The organism is Streptomyces sp. NPDC030143 (genome assembly GCF_055573695.1).
Map to the genome: position 1 here is coordinate 321349 of NZ_JBVIAY010000004.1, position 19459 is coordinate 340807.

The following is a 19459-nucleotide window of genomic DNA, read 5'->3' on the forward strand; positions in this document are numbered from 1 at the left end:
GTTCTAGAAGAAGGGAACGGCTGGGGACTGCCGGGGGCGGGTGGGGATGTCGGGTCGTGGCAGGGAGCGGCTGGGAGGCCGGGGAGGGCAGGGGGCGGCGGCAGGGAGTGGCCGGTGGGGGGTGTCCCTGTGCCGGTCAGCGGTCGAAGTCCACCTCCACCTTCTCCGTCAGTGGGTGCGACTGGCAGGCGAGGACATAACCGGACTCGGTCTCCTCCGGCTCCAGCGCGAAGTTGCGGTCCATACGGACCTCGCCGGAGACCAGGAAGGCCCGGCACGTCCCGCAAACCCCGCCCTTGCAGGCGTAGGGGGCGTCGGGACGGTTGCGCAGGACCGTCTCCAGGACCGACTCCCCGTCCTGGCCGGGCCAGCTGCCGCCCCGGCCGTCGAGGCGGGCGGTGATCGTGGTGCGGGCGGGCGCGGACGCGGTGGCCGTGGGCGCGATGGCGTCCACATGGAAGATCTCCTCGTGGATCCGGGAGCGGGGGACGCCGATCTCCCGCAGCGCCCGTTCCGCGCCCTGCACCAGCCCGAACGGCCCACACAGGAACCATCCGGCCACGTCCGCCACGGGCAGCAGCGCCGGCAGCAGGCCTGTCAGCCGCTCCCGGTCCAGCCGCCCGGACGGCAGTCCGGCCTGCTGCTCCTCCCGGGAGAGCACGGTGACCAGCTGGAACCGTTCGCGATACCGGTCCTTGAGGTCGGCGACCTCCTCCAGGAACATCGTCGAGGCGGCCGTTCGGTCGCTGCGCACGAGGCAGAAGCGGGCGGCGGGTTCGCGCGCCAGCAGCGTGGAGACGATCGACAGCACCGGGGTGATCCCGCTGCCGCCGACGATCGCCGCGTACAGGCCGGGGGCGGGGTCGAGGATGAACCGGCCCGCCGGGGTCATCACCTCCAGCTCGTCGCCGACGGCGATCTCCTTGAGCGCATAGGTGGAGAAGGCGCCGCCGTCGACCAGTCGCACCCCGACCCGGAGGGTGTGCGGACCCTGGCCGCCGGGGTCGGGCGCGGGCGAGCAGATCGAGTACGTCCGCCGCACCTCGACGCCGTCGGCCACGCGCCGCAGGGCGAGGTGCTGGCCCGGCGCGTGCCGGTACTCCTCGCGCAGCTCGGCGGGGACGGCGAGGGTGAGGGCGACGGAGTCGTCGGTGAGCCGGTCCACCGCGGCCACGCGGAGCGGGTGGAAGCGGGCCATCACAACTCCTTGAAGTGGTCGAAGGGTTCACGGCAGGCGAGGCAGCGGCGCAGCGCCTTGCAGGCGGTGGAGGAGAAGCGGCTGAGCAGCTCGGTGTCGGCCGAACCGCAGTGCGGGCAGCGGACGGGGTCCGTGCCGGCGTCCGCCTCGAGCGGGCCGCCGAACGAGCGCGTCGGCCCGAGCCCCACCGGCACCGGGCCGGCCGTCTGCCGCACGCGTGGCGGGGCGATCCCGAACTCCCGCAGCTTGCGGCGCCCTTCGTCCGTGATGTCGTCCGTCGACCAGGCGGGGCTGAGCACGGTCCGCACGGTGACCTCGCGCACGCCGTGTGCGCGCAGGGCCCGCTCGACGTCCAGGGACATCGCCTCCACGGCCGGGCAGCCGGTGTAGGTCGGGGTCAGCTCGACCTCGACGGCGTCGGCTGCCGCGTCCCGCACGTGCACCGCGCGCAGTACGCCGAGTTCCAGGAGCGTGAGCACGGGCAGCTCGGGGTCGGGCACCGAGCCGGCGACCTCGAGGAGTTCTGCCTCCAGCGGGGTGAGCGTCACCATGACGCCCCCGGGTGGCTGCGGTGCAGGTGCTGCATCTCGGCCAGCATGCGGCCGAACGACTCGGTGTGCAGGCCCTGACGGCCCGCGCCGGCCGACCAGGCGCCTGTGCGCGGGCCCTCGGGCACGCTCAGCGTGGCCCGGCGCAGCACGTCCCCGACCTGCTCCAGCCAGTTCGTCTCCAGGGATTTCAGGTCGACGTCGAGGCCGTCCACGGGCTGGAACATCTCTCCGGTGAACCGCCACAGGGCCGCGACCGCGTCCCGCATCCGCTGGTGGCTGTCCTCGGTGCCGTCTCCGAGCCGCAGTGTCCACTGCTCGGCGTGGTCGCGGTGGTAGGCGACCTCCTTGACCGCCTTCGCGGCGAGCCCCGCGAAGGGGCCCTCGCCGGCCGCGAGGCGCCCGTACAGCAGGTGCTGGTAGGTGGAGAAGTAGAGCTGGCGGGCGATGGTGTGGGCGAAGTCGCCGTTGGGCTGCTCCACCAACTGGAGGTTGCGGAAGGCGCGTTCCTCGCGGAGGTAGGCGAGCTCGTCCTCGTCGCCGGCCATCGACAGCAGGACGCGGGCCTGGCCGAGCAGGTCGAGGGCGATGTTGGCGAGAGCGACCTCCTCCTCCAGCACGGGCGCGTGGCCCATCCACTCCCCCAGGCGGTGGGAGAGCACCAGGGCGTCGTCGCCGAGGGCGAGGGCGGCCGACGTGTGGGTGGTCGTGGTCGTCACAGGTGCTTCACCCCCTCCGGGATCTCGTAGAACGTCGGGTGCCGGTAGGGCTTGTCGGCGGCCGGTTCGAAGAACGGGTCCTTCTCGTCGGGCGAGGACGCGGTGATCGCCGCGGACGGCACGACCCAGATCGAGACGCCCTCGCCGCGCCGGGTGTACAGGTCGCGCGCGTTACGCAGGGCGAGTTCGGCGTCCGGGGCGTGCAGGCTGCCCGCGTGGGTGTGGGAGAGGCCGCGGCGTGAGCGCACGAAGACCTCCCACAGGGGCCAGTCGGTGGTCGTCATGCGTGCGTCGCTCCTGTCTCGCCGTTCGCGCCGTTCGTGCTGCCCTCGCCGTTCGCGGCGGTCGTGCCGCGCACGCTGGTCGTGCGGGTCGTACCGGTCACGCTGCTCGGGCTGCTCGGGCTGCTCGGGCTGCTCGTGCCGGTCGTGCCGGTCGGGTCGGTCCGGCTGTGGTGCTTGGCCGCGTAGGCCGCGGCCGCCTCCCGAACCCAGGCGCCCTCCTCGTGGGCCCGCCTGCGCTGGGTGATGCGCTGGTCGTTGCACGGGCCGTTGCCCTTGAGGACCTCCTTGAACTCCGACCAGTCGATCGGGCCGAAGTCGTAGTGCCCCCGCTCCTCGTTCCACCTCAGGTCGGGGTCGGGGAGGGTGAGGCCGAGGGACTCCGCCTGCGGAACGCAGATGTCGACGAAGCGCTGGCGCAGTTCGTCGTTGGAGTGGCGCTTGATCTTCCAGGCCATCGACTGCGCGGAGTGGGCGGACTCGTCGTCGGGCGGTCCGAACATCATCAGCGAGGGCCACCACCAGCGGTCCACGGCGTCCTGCGCCATCGCGTGCTGCTCGGGGGTGCCGCGGCTGAGGGCCAGCAGCGACTCGTAGCCCTGGCGCTGGTGGAAGGACTCCTCCTTGCAGATGCGGACCATCGCGCGGGCGTAGGGGCCGTAGGAACAACGGCACAGGGGCACCTGGTTGGTAATCGCGGCGCCGTCCACCAGCCAACCGATCGCGCCGATATCGGCCCAGGTCAGCGTGGGGTAGTTGAAGATCGACGAGTACTTCTGGCGGCCGGTGTGCAGTTTGTCCAGCAGTTCGTCACGGCCGGTGCCGAGGGTTTCGGCGGCGCTGTACAGGTACAGCCCGTGGCCCGCCTCGTCCTGGACCTTCGCCATCAGGATGGCCTTGCGGCGCAGGGAAGGCGCGCGGGTGATCCAGTTGGCCTCGGGCTGCATGCCGATGATCTCGGAGTGCGCGTGCTGGGCGATCTGCCGGACCAGGGTCGCCCGGTAGGCGTCGGGCATCCAGTCGCGGGGTTCGATGCGCTCGTCGGCGGCCACGGCGGCGTCGAAGGCGTGCAGGTGAACATCCTCGCCGTCGGCCGGCGCGGTGCCGCTGCCCCCGCCCTGAGCTGCGTACTGCTGTGTGCGGGCCGTCTGGTGCGCGGCTGCTGTCGCCATGCGGTCCCCCTCGACCTTGGGCTCTGCCCGAGCCTTCTCCCGACCGATCGTTCGGTCCGTGCGATTCCATGGTGTGACGGCCGTCGTAAGGTGTCAACCGTTGTGGACAACCTGCGGGCCCGCCTGTGGACAACGTGTGGAGGTTCGGCGTCCGGCCTCGTCGTCGAGCCGGTGCGGGCGGGCCTGGACGGGGGGAGGGCTGCGCGGGGCGGGTGTGGCTGAGTACCGTTCCGTGCGACGACTGTGCGAAAGCCGTCGGGCGGTGTGCGAAGCCGTCGGGCGTGTGCGCCGGGCGAGGCAGCACCCGGCCGGCGGCAGCGACGCAGGGCGCGCGGCGGCGGTGCGGGCGTGCGGCAGCGGTGCAAGGCGTGCGGTGGACACGATGGAGTCCGGCGCACGCGGGCGGCCGGGTGGCCGTGGTGCGGCCTCGCAGTCGGACGACGGACCGGAATCGGGGAACGGGGAACGGGGCGGAATGGACGCGTACGACGGAGGCTCTGACGCTCCGCGGGGGGCGGAAGCGGAGGCGTCGCGCAGGCCGCAGACGGGACCGCCGGTGACGGACCGCGTGCCCGAACCGCGAGCCCAGCCGGCCGAGGACCGTGCCGGGGACCCCGTCGCGCACCCGGGCGCGCTGCCCGGCACCGAACGGTCCGGCCCCGAGCCGGCCCGCGCCGAGGACCCGGCCCCGATGCCCGCCCCCGCACCGCCCGCTCCCGCGGTGCTCGGCCCCGAGCCGTCCGTCCCCGAGCCGGTCCGCACCGGTGTCGCCGCCCTCTCACCGCGCTACCAGATAGGCGCCGCACTGGCGCTCGCGGTCGTGGCCGTCGGCGTCTGTGTGCACCTCGGGATGGTGTTCCTGCACGTCGCCCCGTCGAACACCGTCACCAAGACGCACGGCAAGGCGATCGACGAGTGGATCTACCCGGAGTTCGAGCAGAACTGGAAGCTGTTCGCGCCGAACCCGCTGCAGCAGAACATCGCCGTCCAGGTCCGCGCCGACATACGCACCGCCGACGGCACCTCGCGCACCACCGGCTGGTACGACCTGTCCGCCCAGGACGGCCGTGACATCGACGGCAACCTGGTGCCGAGCCACACCCAGCAGAACGAACTGCGCCGCGCATGGGACTTCTACGCCGGCTCGCACGACTCCGACAACCGCTCCCTCGGCCCGCGCAGCAGTCTCTCCGAGACCTATCTGCGCCGGATCGTCGTACGGCGCCTGGACCGCGGCGGCGCGGCCGGGCCAGGCGGCGTCGTGGAACGCATCCAGATCCGCTCCAGCACCACCAACGTGCAGCCGCCCCCGTGGAGCAGCGAGGAGATACCGGCGGATCCGGTGTTCCGGGAGCTGCCCTGGTGGCCGGTGCCGGCCGCCGAGGCCGAGGGGGGCGTGAAGTGAACCGGTTCTCCCTGTCGGTGTCCACCGCCATAGCCCGCGTGACCGAGTCGCCGCTCGGCTCGTACCAGAGCGCCATCGTCCGGATCGGCTTCAGCCTGACCTGGCTGCTGTTCCTGCTGCGCGAGATCCCGCACCGCCAGGAGCTCTACGGACCCGACGGCCCGTGGAGCTGGGAGCTGGCCCGCCGGCTGATCGACGGCAACGGCGCCTTCACGGCCCTGATGTGGTCGGACGGGCGGATCTGGTTCGAGGCCGTGTACGCCCTGGCGGTGCTGGCGAGCGCGCTGCTTCTGCTGGGCTGGCGCACCCGCACCATGTCGGTGCTGTTCATGGTGGGTGTGCTGTCGCTGCAGAACCGCAGCGTGTTCGTCGGGGACGGCGGCGACAACGTCCTGCACCTGATGTCGATCTATCTCGTGTTCACGCGCTGCGGCCGGGTGTGGTCGCTGGACGCCCGCCGGGAGCGGCGCGCCGCCGAGGCACGCGCGCGTGGGGAGCGGGTCACCGACCGGGTCGGGCCCGCCCTGTGGGCCGTGCTCGGCGCCGTGCTCGTCGCCGTGACCGCGACGGGCCGACTCGACGGCGACTGGACCGTCCCCGTTCTGCTGTGGGCGGCCTGGGCGGCGCAGGGCCTGTGGTGGGGCGTGGGGCGCCTGGCGGGGGCCGCGCAGCCGCGCGTCCTGCTGGACGTCGTAGCGAACGTCCTGCACAACGCGGCCCTGCTGGTGATCATGGCCGAGGCCTGTCTGATCTACGCGACCGCCGGCTGGTACAAGATCCAGGGCTCGCGCTGGCAGGACGGCACCGCCGTCTACTACCCGTTCCACCTGGACTACTTCTCACCCTGGCCCGCTCTGGGCGACCTGATGTCCTCCAGCGGCACGCTGGTGATGCTCATGACGTACGGGACGGTGATCGTGCAGGTCGCCTTCCCGTTCACGCTGTTCAACCGGCGGGTGAAGAACCTGTTGCTCGTGGCGATGATGACCGAGCACGCGGTGATCGCCGTGACCCTCGGACTGCCGTTCTTCTCACTGGCGATGATCGCGACGGACGCGGTCTTCCTGCCGACGCCGTTCCTGCGCGGACTGGGCTACTGGACGACACGCGTGCGTGAGGCGATGCGGGCACCGAGCGGCGCCCCCGCGCCCGAGGACGCCGAGCCGCCGACGCCCGAGGACGCCGAGCCGCGCCGCGTAGGCTTCACGGCATGACCGACCCGGATCCGCTCGGCCTGTGGCGCCGGCTCGCCGACGCCTCGGTGCTGCTCGACGGCTTCCACGCCCTCAAGCACGCCCTGCGCTTCGGCGCGGAGGTCCCCGTGGCGGTCACCGCCGACCGGCGGGCCGCCCTCGGTCTCGCCGACGACCTGGCCCCCGACGTACGGCCGGCCCTGGACGCCCTCCTGACGGAGGTGCCCGAGTCGGCGTACACCGCGCTCGTACCGCGGCCGCATCCCACCGGTGTGGCCGCGCTGGCCGTACGCCCGTCCCGGGAGGCCGGTCTGGAGCGGCTGGGACGGATGCCCCGCACCGCGCCCGTCGTGGTCCTCGACGAGCCGCGCAACCTGGGCAACGCGGGGGCCGTGATCCGGCTGGCCGCCGGTTTCGGGGCGACCGGGGTGGTCACCACCGGTCCGCTCGACCCCTGGCACCCGACGGTGGTGCGCGGCGGGGCCGGGCTGCACTTCGCGACCGCCGTGGAGCGGCTGACCGTCGCCGAACTGCCGTCCGGTCCGGTGTTCGCGCTCGACCCGGAGGGCGAGGACATCCGGGGCGTCAAGCTCCCGGACGATGCCGTTCTCGCCTTCGGCTCCGAGCGCAGCGGGCTGTCCGACGCCCTGCGCGCACGGACCGACCACCTGCTCGCGCTGCCGATGCGCCCCCAGGTCTCCAGCTACAACCTCGCGACCAGTGTGGCCATGACGCTGTACCACTGGAGCACCGGCGGGGGAGCGGTCGGCTCCTAGCGACACCGGCTCCCGGGGCACCGGCCCGCGGGGCACCGGCTCCCGGGGCCGGCGATCTCAGGGGCCGGCAGGGGGGCGAGGGGCCCGGAGGCCCCGGGGTCTCCGGCGCGCTCAGGCCTCCCGGCGCACCTCGACGATCCGGAAGCGGCCCGCGACGAACGCCCCGTCGGTGAGGGCCGCGTTGGCCGCCGGGTTGCCGCCCGAGCCGTGGAAGTCGGAGAACGCGGCCGTCTGGTTGACGTAGACCCCGCCGGTGAGGTTGAGGGACAGCTGGGCGGCCTCCTCAAGGCAGACCTCCTGGACTGCCTGCTCGACCTCCTCGTCGGTGGTGTACGCGCCGACCGTCATCGCGCCCTTCTCACGGACCGTGCGCCGCAGCAGGTCGAGCGCGTCCTGCGCGGAGTCGACCGCGACGGCGAAGGAGACCGGGCCGAAACACTCGCTCATGTAGGCGGCCTCGTCGTCGGGCTTGGCCCCGTCGAGCTTGACGATCACGGGCGTGCGCACCACCGCGTCCGGGAACTCCGGGTTGGCCACCTCGCGTGAGGCGAGCGCGACCTCGCCGAGGCCGGCCGCGGCCTCCAGACGGGCCTTGACGTCCGGGTTGACGATCGCGCCCAGCAGGGCGTTCGCCCGCGCGTCGTCGCCGAGGAGCCCGTCGACCGCACGCGCCAGGTCGGCCACCACCTCGTCGTAGGTCCGGGGGCCCTCGTCGGTGCGGATGCCCTCGCGCGGGATCAGCAGGTTCTGCGGGGTGGTGCACATCTGGCCGCTGTACAGGGACAGCGAGAAGGCCAGGTTGGACAGCATGCCCTTGTAGTCCGCGGTGGACTCGACGAGCACCGTGTTGACGCCGGCCTTCTCCGTGTAGACCTGCGCCTGGCGGGCGTTGGCCTCCAGCCAGTCGCCGAAGGCGGTCGAGCCGGTGTAGTCGATGATCCGGATCTCGGGGCGGGTGGCCAGGGTCTTGGCGATGCCCTCGCCGGGCCGCTCGGCGGCGAGTGCGACCAGGTTCGGGTCGAAGCCGGCCTCGGTGAGCACCTCGCGCGCGACGCCGACGGTCAGCGCGAGCGGCAGCACCGCGCGCGGGTGGGGCTTGACCAGTACCGCGTTGCCCGTGGCCAGGGAGGCGAACAGGCCCGGATAGCCGTTCCACGTCGGGAAGGTGTTGCAGCCCACGACCAGGGCGATGCCGCGCGGGACGGGGGTGAAGCGCTTGGTGAGGGCGAGCGGGTCGCGCTTGCCCTGAGGCTTGGTCCACTCCGCGGTGTCGGGGGTGCGGACCTGCTCCACGTACGCGTAGGCCACCGCCTCCAGGCCGCGGTCCTGGGCGTGCGGGCCGCCCGCCTGGAACGCCATCATGAACGCCTGGCCGGAGGTGTGCATGACCGCGTGCGCGAACTCGTGCGTCCGGTCGCTGATCCGCTTGAGGATCTCCATGCAGACCACCGCGCGGACCTCCGCGCCCGCGTCCCGCCAGGCGTGCTGGCCGGCCTTCATCGCGGGCAGCAGCACGTCCAGGTCGGCGTGCGGGTAGGTCACGCCGAGCTCCACCCCGTACGGGGAGACCTCGCCGCCCACCCAGTCGTCGGTGCCGGGCTGGCCGAGGTCGAGGCGGGTGCCGAGGACGGCGTCGAAGGCGGCCTTGCCGGCCGCCGCGTCCAGGCTGCCGTTCTCCCCGTAGGCCTTGGGGTGTTCGGGGTGGGGGGACCAGTACGCGCGTGTGCGGATCGCTTCGAGGGCCTGGTCGAGGGTGGGCCGGTGCTTGGCGATCAGATCGTGCGCGGTGAGTTCGGCGGCCATGCGGGACCAACTCCTCGTCTTGAGAACTCTTCATCGAGCTCATGACCTGGGCGAAACAAGGACAGGAACAGCCCGTCAGGGTTAGAGTAACCGAACGATCGGTCGGGACAAGGGGGTCCGCCGCATCTGTGGAAAACCCCGTGCGGGAGGATCGCGCACATGACAGCACTCGACCTCAGCAGCCCCGTGGCCGTCGTCGGCACCGGCACCATGGGCCAGGGCATCGCCCAGGTCGCACTGGTCGCGGGACACCCCGTGCGGCTGTACGACGCCGTCGCGGGCCGGGCCCGGGAAGCGGCCGCCGCGATCGGCGCACGCCTCGACCGGCTCGTCGAGAAGGACCGCCTCACCGCCGCCGACCGTGACGCCGCGGCCGCCCGGCTCGCGCCCGTGGAGAGCATCGCCGACCTCGCGGACTGCGACCTGGTGGTCGAGGCCGTCGTGGAGCGGCTGGACGTCAAGCAGGAGCTGTTCCGCCGGCTGGAGGACATCGTCGGCGAGGACTGCCTGCTCGCCACCAACACCTCGTCCCTGTCGGTGACGGCCGTCGGCGGTGCCCTGCGCGCCCCCGGCCGCTTCGTCGGCCTGCACTTCTTCAACCCCGCGCCGCTGCTGCCGCTGGTCGAGGTCGTCTCCGGTTACGCCACCGACGTCACCTCGGCCACGCGCGCGTACGAGACCACCCGCGCGTGGGGCAAGACGCCGGTCGCCTGCGCCGACACCCCCGGCTTCATCGTCAACCGCATCGCCCGGCCCTTCTACGCCGAAGCCTTCGCCGTCCTCGAGTCGCAGGGCGCCGACCCGGCCACCATCGACGCGGTGCTGCGCGAGTGCGGCGGCTTCCGGATGGGCGCGTTCGAGCTGACCGACCTGATCGGGCAGGACGTCAACGAGGCGGTCACGCACTCCGTGTGGCAGTCCTTCTTCCAGGACGTGCGCTTCACGCCCTCCCTCGCCCAGCGCCGCCTCGTCGAGTCCGGACGCCTCGGCCGCAAGACCGGCCAGGGCTGGTACGACTACCGGGAGGGCGCCGAGCGCGCCGAACCGCACACCGCGGAGAAGCACCGGCCGCCCGCCTACGTGGTCGCCGAGGGCGCCCTGGGCCCCGCCTCGGAGCTGCTTGCGATGATCCGCGAGGCGGGCATCCCGGTCCGGGAGGAGGAAGAGGACCACGGCACGCGCCTGGTGCTGCCCAGCGACGGACAGCTCACGCTCGCCGACGGTCAGACCTCCGTGGAGTTCCGCGACGTCGTGTACTTCGACCTCGCCCTGGACTACCGCAAGGCCACCCGCGTCGCCCTGTCCACCTCGCAGGACACCTCCCCGCAGGTCCTGTCCGAGGCCATCGGCCTGTTCCAGGCGCTCGGCAAGGACGTCAGCGTCATCGGCGACGTCCCCGGCATGATCGTCGCCCGTACGGTCGCGCGGATCGTCGACCTCGCCCACGACGCCGTCGCCAAGGGCGTGGCCACCGAGGAGGATGTCGACACCGCGATGCGCCTCGGGGTGAACTATCCCCTCGGCCCCTTCGAGTGGAACCGCAGGCTCGGCAGGATCTGGGCGCACGACCTCCTGGAGGAGCTGAGCCTGCGAGAGCCCTCCGGCCGTTACGCGCCCTCCCTGGCGCTCTACCGCCACGGACACGCCGCAGACAAGCGGGAGGGGACCTCATGACCACCGCCAGACGCGACACCTACACCCCGGAGACCCTGCTGTCGGTCGCCGTGCGGGTCTTCAACGAGCGCGGCTACGACGGCACTTCTATGGAGCACCTGTCCAAGGCGGCCGGCATCTCCAAGTCGTCGATATACCACCACGTGGCGGGCAAGGAGGAGCTGCTGCGCCGGGCGGTCAGCCGGGCGCTGGACGGCCTGTTCGGGATCCTCGACGAGGAGCACCCGCACGCGGAGCACCCCTCGGCGCGCCTGGAGTACGTGGTCCGGCGCATGGTCGAGGTGCTGATAACGGAGCTGCCCTACGTGACGCTGCTGCTGCGCGTGCGCGGCAACACCGACACCGAGCGGTGGGCCCTGGAGCGGCGCCGGGACTTCGACCACCGGGTCGCCGCCCTGCTCCAGGCCGCCGTCGCCGACGGCAGCCTGCGCTGCGACATGGAGCCGCGCCTCGCGACCCGGCTGGTCTTCGGCATGATCAACTCGATCGTCGAGTGGTACCGGCCGGAAGGCCGGGGGATGAGCGAGCGCGAGGTCGCCGACGCGGTGGTGCGGCTGGTGTTCACCGGGCTGCGCTACGAGAGCTGACCTCACCCCTGCGGTTCCAGGTCCTCCTCCTCGAAGACCAGCAGGGTGCGGGTGCTGAGCACCTCGGGGATGGCCTGGAGGCGGGTGAGGACCAGCTCGCGCAGGGCCCTGTTGTCGGGGGTGTGCACCAGGAGCAGAACGTCGAAATCGCCCCCGACGAGGGCGATGTGGGAGGCGCCGGGGAGCTGTCTGAGCTGCTCGCGCACGGTGCGCCACGAGTTCTGGACGATCTTCAGCGTGATGTACGCGGACGTGCCGTGACCGGCGCGTTCGTGGTCGACGCGGGCGCCGAAGCCGCGGATGACGCCGTCCTCGACCAGCCGGTTGATCCGCGCGTAGGCATTGGCCCGGGAGACGTGGACCCGCTCGGCGACCGACCGTATCGAGGCGCGGCCGTCCGACTGGAGCATCTGCAGGATGTCCTGGTCGATGGCGTCCAGCGGGCGAGGGGGCGGCAGCCGGCTGCCGTCGTCGGAGCCTCCGGCCATTTGTTCAGCCGCCATGTCCCCCCACCTCTCCGCCGTGGACGTCCTGCCTCCATCACAGGCTGTGCAGAACCGTTTGTCCACAGCCTGAGGGTGCCTGTAGCCAAAATGTGCCGACGACCGAACAATCGGTAGGTGAGGCGCGTCACAGCCGACGGGCCTCCCGTAGCCGCTCCCACGAGGAGGTGCCGTCATGACGGTCATGGAGCAGCGGGGCGCGTACCGGCCCACACCGCCGCCCGCCTGGCAGCCCCGCACCGACCCCGCGCCGCTGCTGCCCGACGCGGAGCCCTACCGCGTCCTCGGCACCGAGGCCGCCGCGCAGGCCGACCCGGAGCTGCTGCGCCGGCTCTACGCCCAGCTGGTGCTCGGACGCCGCTACAACGCGCAGGCCACCGCTCTCACCAAGCAGGGCCGGCTGGCCGTGTACCCCTCCAGCACCGGTCAGGAGGCCTGCGAGGTCGCCGCCGCGCTCGTCCTGGAGGAGCGCGACTGGCTCTTCCCCAGCTACCGCGACACCCTCGCGGTCGTCGCACGCGGGGTCGACCCGGTCGAGGCGCTCACGCTGCTGCGCGGCGACTGGCACACCGGGTACGACCCCTACGAGCACCGGGTGGCCCCGCTGTGCACCCCGCTCGCCACCCAGCTGCCGCACGCCGTGGGACTCGCCCACGCCGCCCGCCTCAAGGGCGACGACGTGGTCGCGCTCGCCATGGTCGGCGACGGCGGCACCAGTGAGGGCGACTTCCACGAGGCGCTGAACTTCGCCGCCGTCTGGCAGGCGCCGGTCGTCTTCCTCGTCCAGAACAACGGCTTCGCCATCTCCGTCCCGCTCGCCAAGCAGACCGCCGCGCCCTCCCTGGCCCACAAGGCCGTCGGGTACGGCATGCCGGGCCGGCTGGTCGACGGCAACGACGCGGCGGCCGTCCACGAGGTGCTCGCCGACGCCGTGCGGCACGCGCGCGCGGGCGGCGGTCCGACGCTCGTGGAGGCGGTGACCTACCGCATCGAGGCCCACACCAACGCCGACGACGCGACCCGCTACCGCGGCGACGCCGAGGTCGAGACCTGGCGCGACCACGACCCGATCCTGCTGCTGGAACGCGAGCTCACCGCGCGCGGGCTGCTCGACGACGAGACCCGGCAGGCCGCGCGGGACGACGCCGAGGCCATGGCCGCCGACCTGCGCGCCCGCATGAACCAGGACGCGACGCTCGACCCGATGGACCTCTTCGCCCACGTGTACGCCGAGCCCACCCCCCAGCTGCGCGAGCAGGCCGCCCTGGTGCGGGCCGAGCTCGAGGCGGAGCAGGAAGGGACGCACTGATGACCACCGTCGCCGTCAAGCCCGCGACCATGGCGCAGGCCCTCACGCGCGCACTGCGCGACGCGATGGCCGCCGACCCCTCCGTGCACGTCCTGGGCGAGGACGTCGGCACCCTGGGCGGCGTCTTCCGGGTCACCGACGGACTCGCCAAGGAGTTCGGCGAGGACCGCTGCACCGACACCCCGCTCGCCGAGGCAGGCATCCTCGGCACGGCCGTCGGCATGGCCATGTACGGGCTGCGGCCGGTCGTGGAGATGCAGTTCGACGCCTTCGCCTACCCGGCGTTCGAGCAACTCGTCAGCCACGTGGCCCGGATGCGCAACCGCACCCGCGGCCGCATGCCCCTGCCGATCACCGTCCGCGTCCCCTACGGCGGCGGCATCGGCGGCGTCGAGCACCACAGCGACTCCTCCGAGGCGTACTACATGGCGACTCCGGGGCTCCATGTCGTCACGCCGGCCACCGTCGCCGACGCCTACGGCCTGCTGCGTGCCGCCATCGCCTCCGACGACCCCGTGGTCCTCCTCGAACCCAAGCGCCTGTACTGGTCCAAGGACGCCTGGAACCCGGAGGACCCGCGGACCGTTGAACCCATCGGCCGTGCGGTGGTGCGGCGCTCGGGCCGGAGCGCCACGCTCATCACCTACGGGCCGTCGGTGCCCGTCTGCCTCGAAGCCGCCGAGGCGGCCGAGGCCGAGGGCTGGGACCTCGAAGTCGTCGACCTGCGCTCCCTGGTGCCGTTCGACGACGAGACGGTCTGTGCCTCGGTACGACGGACCGGCCGCGCGGTCGTCGTCCACGAATCGGGCTCCTTCGCAGGCCCGGGCGGGGAGATCGCGGCCCGGGTCACCGAGCGCTGCTTCCACCACCTGGAAGCACCGGTGCTGCGCGTGGCCGGGTTCGACATCCCCTACCCGCCGCCGATGCTGGAGCGCCACCATCTGCCCGGCGTCGACCGCATCCTGGACGCCGTGGCGCGTCTGCAGTGGGAGGCCGAGAGCTGATGGCACAGGTGCTGGAGTTCAAGTTGCCCGACCTCGGGGAGGGGCTCACCGAGGCGGAGATCGTGCGCTGGCTGGTCCAGGTCGGTGACGTCGTCGCCGTCGACCAGCCGGTCGTCGAGGTCGAGACGGCCAAGGCGATGGTCGAGGTGCCCTGCCCCTACGGCGGCGTGGTCACCGCCCGCTTCGGGGAGGAGGGCACGGAACTGCCCGTCGGGGCGCCGCTGATCACGGTCGCGGTCGGCGCGCCGGCCTCCGACGGCTCCCCCGACGGCTCGCAGCCGCAGGGCTCGGGCAACGTGCTGGTGGGATACGGCACGTCGGAGGCGCCCGCGCGGCGCCGCCGGGTACGACCGGCGCAGCCGACGCCCACCGTGCCCACGGCCTCCCGGGCGGCGCGGGGACAGCAGGTCGCCGGCGCCCAGCCGGCCCCCGAAGCCCCGCGTGAGCACTCCGCCCAGATGGCGGCCGGGGTGGCGGACGGGCGATCGGGCGCCACCGATGTGATGGACGGGCCGGTGCCCGTGATCTCGCCGCTCGTGCGCCGGCTCGCCCGGGAGAACGGCCTCGATCTGCGGGAACTGACCGGCTCCGGGCCCGACGGGCTGATCCTTCGGGCCGACGTGGAGTACGCGCTGCGGGCCGCCGCCGCCCAGGGCCGCACGGCCGCGCCCGCCGTACCGCGGGAAGTCGTGCCCGTCGCGCCGCGGGAGGCCGTCGCAGCGGCGCCGGCCCCCGCCGCGACCCCGGCAGCCGCCACGGCCGGTACCCGCGTCCCCCTGAAGGGCGTCCGGGGTGCCGTCGCCGACAAGCTCTCCCGTAGCCGGCGCGAGATCCCCGACGCGACCTGCTGGGTGGACGCCGACGCGACCGAGCTGATGCGCGTCCGTGCGGCGATGAACACGGCGGCGGGGCCGAAGATCTCCGTCCTCGCGCTGCTGGCCCGGATCTGCACCGCGGCCCTGGCCCGCTTCCCGGAGCTGAACTCCACCGTCGACCAGGAGGCCCGGGAGGTCGTCCGGTTCGACCACGTCCACCTCGGCTTCGCCGCGCAGACCGAGCGGGGGCTCGTCGTCCCCGTCGTCCGCGACGCGCAGGCCCGGGACACCGAGGGGCTCCACGCCGAGTTCACCCGGCTCACCGAGGCGGCCCGGGCCGGGACGCTGACGCCCGCCGAGCTGACCGGCGGGACGTTCACGCTGAACAACTACGGCGTGTTCGGTGTCGACGGTTCCACGCCGATCATCAACCACCCCGAGGCGGCCATGCTCGGCGTCGGCCGCATCGTCCCCAAGCCGTGGGTGCACGACGGGGAACTGGCCGTGCGTCAGGTGGTGCAGCTCTCGCTCACCTTCGACCACCGGGTGTGCGACGGCGGTACGGCGGGCGGTTTCCTGCGGTACGTGGCGGACTGCGTCGAACAGCCGGCGGTGCTGCTGCGCACGCTGTGAGCGGTCGGCCGTGAACGCCGGGCCGCTTCCGCGTTCCCTGTGATCGGGGCGCCCCGCATACTCGGGGGGTGACCTCGAACGTGTCCCCCGCCCATGACGCCGTCGTGCTCGCCGGCGGCGGTGCCCGCCGCCTCGGCGGCGCCGACAAGCCCGGCGTCCGGGTGGGCGGGCGCGCGCTGCTCGACCGGGTGCTGGGCGCCTGCGCCGACGCGCGCACCACCGTCGTGGTCGCCGATCCCCGGCCCACCGCACGTCCCGTGCGGTGGGCACGCGAGGACCCGCCCGGCGCGGGTCCCCTCGCCGCGCTCGGCGCGGGACTCGACCGCACCACCGAGGACGTCGTCCTCGTCCTCTCCGCCGACCTGCCCTTCCTCGCGGCGGACACCGTCCGAGGACTGCTGGTCGCCCTGGCCGAGGCCGACGCCGAGGGCGCGCTGCTCACCGACGCCGACGGCCGCGACCAGCCGCTCGTCGCCGCCTACCGCACGGCCGCCCTGCGGCGCGAACTGGCGGTGCTCGGCGCCGGGCAGGGCGGCCTCACCGGGCTGCCCCTGCGCCGGCTGACCGCCGGCCTCCATTTCACCCGCGTCCCCGATCCCGTCGCGTCCTTCGACTGCGACACCTGGGACGACATCGCCACCGCCAGGGCACGCATCAGGGAGCATGGCCACGTGCTGGATGAATGGATTTCCGCAGTCAAGGACGAACTGGGCATCGAACTCGACGTCGACACCGGTCTCCTCCTCGACCTCGCCCGCGACGCCGCCCACGGAGTGGCCCGGCCCGCGGCCCCGCTGACGACCTTCCTCGTCGGCTACGCCGCCGCCCGCGCCGGGGGCGGCCCCGAAGCCGTGGCCGACGCCTCCCGCAAGGCCGCCGCCCTCGCGGCGCGCTGGGCCGCCGAGGCGGAGGCCGAGTCCGGGTCTTCCGAGTCCGGGTCTTCCGAGTCCGGGTCTCCCGAGGGCGGCGGAGCGGCCGTTCCCTCGGGGGAGACCGCCGCTGAGGGGCGGCCCGACGTGGCCCCGGACGCCACCCCCGACACCCGCCCGGACGCCGGATGACCGGCCCCGGCATCCGGGACGGCCAGGACGCCGAGGACCTCGACGTCGAGGAGGCGCTCGCCCTCGTGAAGGACAGCAACGGCTCCGCCCGAACGGCCGGCAACGGCCCGGCCGGCCCGACGGGCAGCGGCTCCCCCCGCCCCACCGGTGGCGGCCCCGCCCGCAGGGGCGATGACCCCACCGCCGCACCCGACGGGACATCGATGTCGTCCTCCGCACCCGACGGGCATTCCGACGCCCGCTCGCCCCGCGCTCACGTCTCGCGCTCTCGCGCCACCCCCTGGACCGAGGCCCGCAGGATCGCCGCCCGCGCCGCAGGCCCCGGCACGCGGCGCACCCCCGTCTCCGTCGCCCTCAGTGACGCCCTCGGTCTCGTCCTGGCCGCGCCCCTCACGGCCCTCACCGATCTGCCCTCCTTCGACACCTCCGCGATGGACGGCTGGGCGGTCGCCGGCCCCGGCCCCTGGAACGTACGGGACGAGGGTGTTCTCGCCGGGCACGCCGAGCCCGCGCCGCTCGCCGACGGCGAAGCCGTCCGGATCGCCACCGGCGCCCGGATCCCCCCGGGCACCACGGCCGTCCTGCGCAGCGAACACGGCCGCACCGACGAGAAGGACCGGCTGCACCCGACCCGCGACCTCCAGCACGGCCAGGACATCCGCCCCCGCGGCCAGGAGTGCCGCAGCGGTGACCGGTTGCTGCCCGCCGGGGCGGTGGTGACCCCGGCAGTGCTCGGGCTCGCCGCGGCCGCCGGATACGACACACTGGCCGCCGTCCCCCGCCCCCGCGTCGAGGTGCTCGTCCTCGGTGACGAGCTGCTCACCGAGGGCCGCCCCCGCGACGGCCTCATCCGGGACGCACTCGGTCCCCTGCTGCCGCCGTGGCTGCGGGCACTGGGCGCCGAGGTCGTGGCCCTGCGCCGGCTGGGCGACGACGCGGAGGCCCTGCACCAGGCCCTCACGACGTCAGCGGCCGACGTGATCGTCACCACCGGCGGCACCGCCGCGGGCCCCGTCGACCATGTGCACCCCACTCTGCACCGCATCGGAGCCGACCTCCTCGTCGACGGCGTCGCGGTGCGCCCCGGCCACCCGATGCTGCTGGCCCGCTTCCCCGACGGCCGGCATCTCGTCGGCCTGCCCGGCAACCCCCTTGCGGCCGTCTCCGGGCTGCTCACGCTCGCCGAGCCTGTGCTGCGTGCCCTCGCCACCCGCGCGGCCCCGGAGCCGTACACGCTGCCGCTGAGGGAGGCGGTCCAGGGCCACCCCCATGACACCCGGCTCGTCCCGGTGGTCCTGCGGGGCGACCATGCGGTGCCGCTGCACTTCAACGGCCCGGCGATGCTGCGGGGCGTCGCGGCGGCCGACGCTCTCGCCGTCGTTCCACCGGGAGGTGCACGGGCGGGTCAGGAGGTAGACATCCTCGATCTGCCGTGGGCCGCGGCGGGGATCGGCTCCTGTTTCACGTGAAACAGCTCGCGTTTCCCGTGAAACAGGTAGAGAAGGCCGCTGTGGGACGTTTCACGTGAAACACCTGGATGGGCCCGCTCGTCCGTTTCACGTGAAACCTCATCGGATCTGCTCGGCCGTCTGGGAACGGCTCACCGTGATCAGGCGATCCCCCCGCTTGAGGTGATCGAGCCGGGGATCGGCGAAGTTCAGCAGGTCCTTGCCCCGGACCACGGCCAGGACCAGGTCCGCGCAGTCACGTGGCGACTGCCCGACCTCCGCCGCCGTCAACGGACGTTCGATGAGGTCCAGGCCGCTGCCGAGGGTCATCAGGTCTTCCAGGGTGCGGGCCACGGTCGGGCTGACCATGGAGACCCCCAGCAGGCGTCCGGCGGAGCTGGAGCTGGTGACCACCGTGTCCGCGCCGCTCTGCTTGAGCAGCGGCACGTTCTCGTCCTCCCGGGCCGCGACGGCGATCGTGGCGCGCCGGTTGAGCTGACGGGCGGTGAGCGTGACGAGGGCCGAGGTGTCGTCGCGCTGCGGGGCGACGATCACCCGGGAGGCGTGCTGGGTCTCGGCCCTCAGCAGGGTCTCGGAACGGGTGGCGTCCCCGGTGACCGACACCAGCCCGTCGTCGCCGGCCGCGTGCGCGGCCTTGCGCTGGGAGTCGACCACGACGATCCGTTCCTTGGGGATGCCCTGGCCGATGAGCGTCTCCACGGCGTGGCGCCCCTTCGTGCCGTATCCCACGACCACGACGTGACCGCGGGTGCGGGTGCGCCAGCGGTGGACGCGGACCTGCTGGCGGGTGCGCTCGGTGAGCACCTCGAGGGTCGTGCCGACCAGGATGATCAGGAACAGTACCCGCAGTGGGGTGATGACCAGGATGTTGATGAGCCGGGCCGCGTCGCTGACCGGAGTGATGTCGCCGTAGCCGGTGGTGGAGAGGGTGACCGTGGCGTAGTAGGCCGCGTCGAGGAAGTCGACCGAGCCGTCGGAACTGTCCTTGTAGCCGTCGTGGTCGGCGTAGACAATCAGTGTGGTCGCGGCCAGGACCAGCAGGGCCAGGGCGAGGCGGCGCAGCACCTGCTGGAGCGGGGGGAGGGCGCTGTGCACCGGCATGGTGATGGTGCGGCCCGCCTCGGCGTCGTCGCGCGCCTCGGTGCGCGAGCGACGGTGCCAGAGCGACTTCAGCAGGGAGATTCTTCCCGGCCCGAGCTGTCGTTCGGCGTCTCGCATTCGCGTGGCCCCCTGTGGTGGTGATCCGATCGATGGGCACCATGGTTGCGGGCGGGGTCGCCCCCGTCAGCAAGCAACACGTGCCCGCACA

General features: G+C 73.2%; 18 protein-coding genes. 10 read left to right on the forward strand and 8 right to left on the reverse strand.

Translation table 11 applies throughout. The features are described from left to right. Positions 1 to 136: 136 nt before the first annotated feature. Genes ACZ4YY_RS09900 through paaA form a run of 5 tightly spaced genes read right to left on the reverse strand, consistent with a single transcriptional unit; the run spans position 137 to position 3918 of the window. The gene (locus tag ACZ4YY_RS09900) at positions 137 to 1198 is read right to left on the reverse strand and encodes a 2Fe-2S iron-sulfur cluster-binding protein (protein WP_468286120.1); all 1062 of its coding nucleotides are present in this window, start codon (positions 1196 to 1198) and stop codon (positions 137 to 139) included. After that, on the reverse strand, positions 1198 to 1749 hold the full coding sequence (gene paaD, locus ACZ4YY_RS09905; protein ID WP_468286124.1) for a 1,2-phenylacetyl-CoA epoxidase subunit PaaD: 552 nt from the start codon (positions 1747 to 1749) through the stop codon (positions 1198 to 1200). The genes ACZ4YY_RS09900 and paaD overlap by 1 nt, the downstream gene beginning before the upstream one ends. Then, entirely contained in the window at positions 1743 to 2465 is a 723-nt protein-coding gene (gene paaC, locus ACZ4YY_RS09910; protein WP_468286128.1) for a 1,2-phenylacetyl-CoA epoxidase subunit PaaC, read from the reverse strand. The genes paaD and paaC overlap by 7 nt, the downstream gene beginning before the upstream one ends. Next, the gene (paaB, locus tag ACZ4YY_RS09915) at positions 2462 to 2749 is read right to left on the reverse strand and encodes a 1,2-phenylacetyl-CoA epoxidase subunit PaaB (protein ID WP_360929217.1); all 288 of its coding nucleotides are present in this window, start codon (positions 2747 to 2749) and stop codon (positions 2462 to 2464) included. Before paaB ends, paaC begins: the two co-directional genes overlap by 4 nt. After that, positions 2746 to 3918 carry a 1,2-phenylacetyl-CoA epoxidase subunit PaaA gene (paaA, locus tag ACZ4YY_RS09920; RefSeq protein WP_468286131.1) on the reverse strand — a complete coding sequence of 391 codons (1173 nt, stop codon included), beginning with the start codon at positions 3916 to 3918 and terminating at the stop codon, positions 2746 to 2748. Before paaA ends, paaB begins: the two co-directional genes overlap by 4 nt. Positions 3919 to 4393: 475 nt before the next feature. Here paaA and ACZ4YY_RS09925 point away from each other — a divergent pair, with 475 nt between their 5' ends. Genes ACZ4YY_RS09925 through ACZ4YY_RS09935 form a run of 3 tightly spaced genes read left to right on the forward strand, consistent with a single transcriptional unit; the run spans position 4394 to position 7292 of the window. After that, entirely contained in the window at positions 4394 to 5323 is a 930-nt protein-coding gene (locus ACZ4YY_RS09925; protein WP_468286134.1) for a DUF5819 family protein, read from the forward strand. Next, positions 5320 to 6537 (forward strand): HTTM domain-containing protein, encoded by a 1218-nt coding sequence (locus tag ACZ4YY_RS09930; RefSeq protein WP_468286137.1) that lies wholly within the window; start codon positions 5320 to 5322, stop codon positions 6535 to 6537. Before ACZ4YY_RS09925 ends, ACZ4YY_RS09930 begins: the two co-directional genes overlap by 4 nt. After that, positions 6534 to 7292, forward strand: coding sequence for a TrmH family RNA methyltransferase (locus ACZ4YY_RS09935; protein WP_468286140.1), 759 nt, complete (start codon positions 6534 to 6536; stop codon positions 7290 to 7292). The genes ACZ4YY_RS09930 and ACZ4YY_RS09935 overlap by 4 nt, the downstream gene beginning before the upstream one ends. A gap of 111 nt (positions 7293 to 7403) precedes the next feature. Here ACZ4YY_RS09935 and paaN read toward each other — a convergent pair whose 3' ends face one another. Continuing rightward, a complete protein-coding gene (gene paaN, locus ACZ4YY_RS09940; RefSeq protein WP_468286144.1) occupies positions 7404 to 9095 on the reverse strand; it encodes a phenylacetic acid degradation protein PaaN in 1692 nt (563 codons plus the stop codon). Between the two features lie 159 nt (positions 9096 to 9254). Between paaN and ACZ4YY_RS09945 the strand changes: the two genes are divergently transcribed. Then, entirely contained in the window at positions 9255 to 10769 is a 1515-nt protein-coding gene (locus tag ACZ4YY_RS09945) for a 3-hydroxyacyl-CoA dehydrogenase (RefSeq protein ID WP_468286147.1), read from the forward strand. Continuing rightward, on the forward strand, positions 10766 to 11356 hold the full coding sequence (locus ACZ4YY_RS09950; protein ID WP_468286150.1) for a TetR/AcrR family transcriptional regulator: 591 nt from the start codon (positions 10766 to 10768) through the stop codon (positions 11354 to 11356). The genes ACZ4YY_RS09945 and ACZ4YY_RS09950 overlap by 4 nt, the downstream gene beginning before the upstream one ends. 2 nt (positions 11357 to 11358) lie before the next feature. On the opposite strand, the gene ACZ4YY_RS09955 is transcribed toward ACZ4YY_RS09950, so the two are convergent. Beyond that, positions 11359 to 11859, reverse strand: coding sequence for an Lrp/AsnC family transcriptional regulator (locus tag ACZ4YY_RS09955; protein WP_468286153.1), 501 nt, complete (start codon positions 11857 to 11859; stop codon positions 11359 to 11361). Positions 11860 to 12034: 175 nt separating this feature from the next. On the opposite strand from ACZ4YY_RS09955, the gene pdhA reads away from it, so the two are divergent. The 5 genes from pdhA to ACZ4YY_RS09980 all read left to right on the forward strand — a co-directional run bounded on the left by pdhA (position 12035) and on the right by ACZ4YY_RS09980 (position 18150). After that, complete coding sequence (gene pdhA, locus ACZ4YY_RS09960) at positions 12035 to 13168, forward strand: pyruvate dehydrogenase (acetyl-transferring) E1 component subunit alpha (protein ID WP_468286156.1); 1134 nt, start codon at positions 12035 to 12037, stop codon at positions 13166 to 13168. Beyond that, positions 13168 to 14172 carry an alpha-ketoacid dehydrogenase subunit beta gene (locus ACZ4YY_RS09965; RefSeq protein WP_468286159.1) on the forward strand — a complete coding sequence of 335 codons (1005 nt, stop codon included), beginning with the start codon at positions 13168 to 13170 and terminating at the stop codon, positions 14170 to 14172. Before pdhA ends, ACZ4YY_RS09965 begins: the two co-directional genes overlap by 1 nt. Then, entirely contained in the window at positions 14172 to 15620 is a 1449-nt protein-coding gene (locus tag ACZ4YY_RS09970; protein WP_468286162.1) for a dihydrolipoamide acetyltransferase family protein, read from the forward strand. Before ACZ4YY_RS09965 ends, ACZ4YY_RS09970 begins: the two co-directional genes overlap by 1 nt. 68 nt (positions 15621 to 15688) lie before the next feature. Then, positions 15689 to 16681, forward strand: coding sequence for an NTP transferase domain-containing protein (locus tag ACZ4YY_RS09975; protein WP_468286165.1), 993 nt, complete (start codon positions 15689 to 15691; stop codon positions 16679 to 16681). Continuing rightward, entirely contained in the window at positions 16678 to 18150 is a 1473-nt protein-coding gene (locus tag ACZ4YY_RS09980) for a molybdopterin molybdotransferase MoeA (protein WP_468286169.1), read from the forward strand. Before ACZ4YY_RS09975 ends, ACZ4YY_RS09980 begins: the two co-directional genes overlap by 4 nt. Before the next feature lie 99 nt (positions 18151 to 18249). Here ACZ4YY_RS09980 and ACZ4YY_RS09985 read toward each other — a convergent pair whose 3' ends face one another. Beyond that, complete coding sequence (locus ACZ4YY_RS09985) at positions 18250 to 19368, reverse strand: potassium channel family protein (RefSeq protein WP_468286172.1); 1119 nt, start codon at positions 19366 to 19368, stop codon at positions 18250 to 18252. Positions 19369 to 19459: the final 91 nt, after the last annotated feature.

Excerpts from the sequence above, each read along its gene's own strand:
- ACZ4YY_RS09900 (WP_468286120.1), bottom strand. The coding sequence starts at position 1,198 with ATGGCCCGCTTCCACCCGCTCCGCGTGGCCGCGGTGGACCGGCTCACC.
- paaD (WP_468286124.1), bottom strand. The coding sequence starts at position 1,749 with ATGGTGACGCTCACCCCGCTGGAGGCAGAACTCCTCGAGGTCGCCGGC.
- paaB (WP_360929217.1), bottom strand. The coding sequence starts at position 2,749 with ATGACGACCACCGACTGGCCCCTGTGGGAGGTCTTCGTGCGCTCACGC.
- paaA (WP_468286131.1), bottom strand. The coding sequence starts at position 3,918 with ATGGCGACAGCAGCCGCGCACCAGACGGCCCGCACACAGCAGTACGCA.
- ACZ4YY_RS09925 (WP_468286134.1), top strand. The coding sequence starts at position 4,394 with ATGGACGCGTACGACGGAGGCTCTGACGCTCCGCGGGGGGCGGAAGCG.
- ACZ4YY_RS09935 (WP_468286140.1), top strand. The coding sequence starts at position 6,534 with ATGACCGACCCGGATCCGCTCGGCCTGTGGCGCCGGCTCGCCGACGCC.
- paaN (WP_468286144.1), bottom strand. The coding sequence starts at position 9,095 with ATGGCCGCCGAACTCACCGCGCACGATCTGATCGCCAAGCACCGGCCC.
- ACZ4YY_RS09945 (WP_468286147.1), top strand. The coding sequence starts at position 9,255 with ATGACAGCACTCGACCTCAGCAGCCCCGTGGCCGTCGTCGGCACCGGC.
- ACZ4YY_RS09950 (WP_468286150.1), top strand. The coding sequence starts at position 10,766 with ATGACCACCGCCAGACGCGACACCTACACCCCGGAGACCCTGCTGTCG.
- ACZ4YY_RS09955 (WP_468286153.1), bottom strand. The coding sequence starts at position 11,859 with ATGGCGGCTGAACAAATGGCCGGAGGCTCCGACGACGGCAGCCGGCTG.
- pdhA (WP_468286156.1), top strand. The coding sequence starts at position 12,035 with ATGACGGTCATGGAGCAGCGGGGCGCGTACCGGCCCACACCGCCGCCC.
- ACZ4YY_RS09965 (WP_468286159.1), top strand. The coding sequence starts at position 13,168 with ATGACCACCGTCGCCGTCAAGCCCGCGACCATGGCGCAGGCCCTCACG.
- ACZ4YY_RS09970 (WP_468286162.1), top strand. The coding sequence starts at position 14,172 with ATGGCACAGGTGCTGGAGTTCAAGTTGCCCGACCTCGGGGAGGGGCTC.
- ACZ4YY_RS09980 (WP_468286169.1), top strand. The coding sequence starts at position 16,678 with ATGACCGGCCCCGGCATCCGGGACGGCCAGGACGCCGAGGACCTCGAC.
- ACZ4YY_RS09985 (WP_468286172.1), bottom strand. The coding sequence starts at position 19,368 with ATGCGAGACGCCGAACGACAGCTCGGGCCGGGAAGAATCTCCCTGCTG.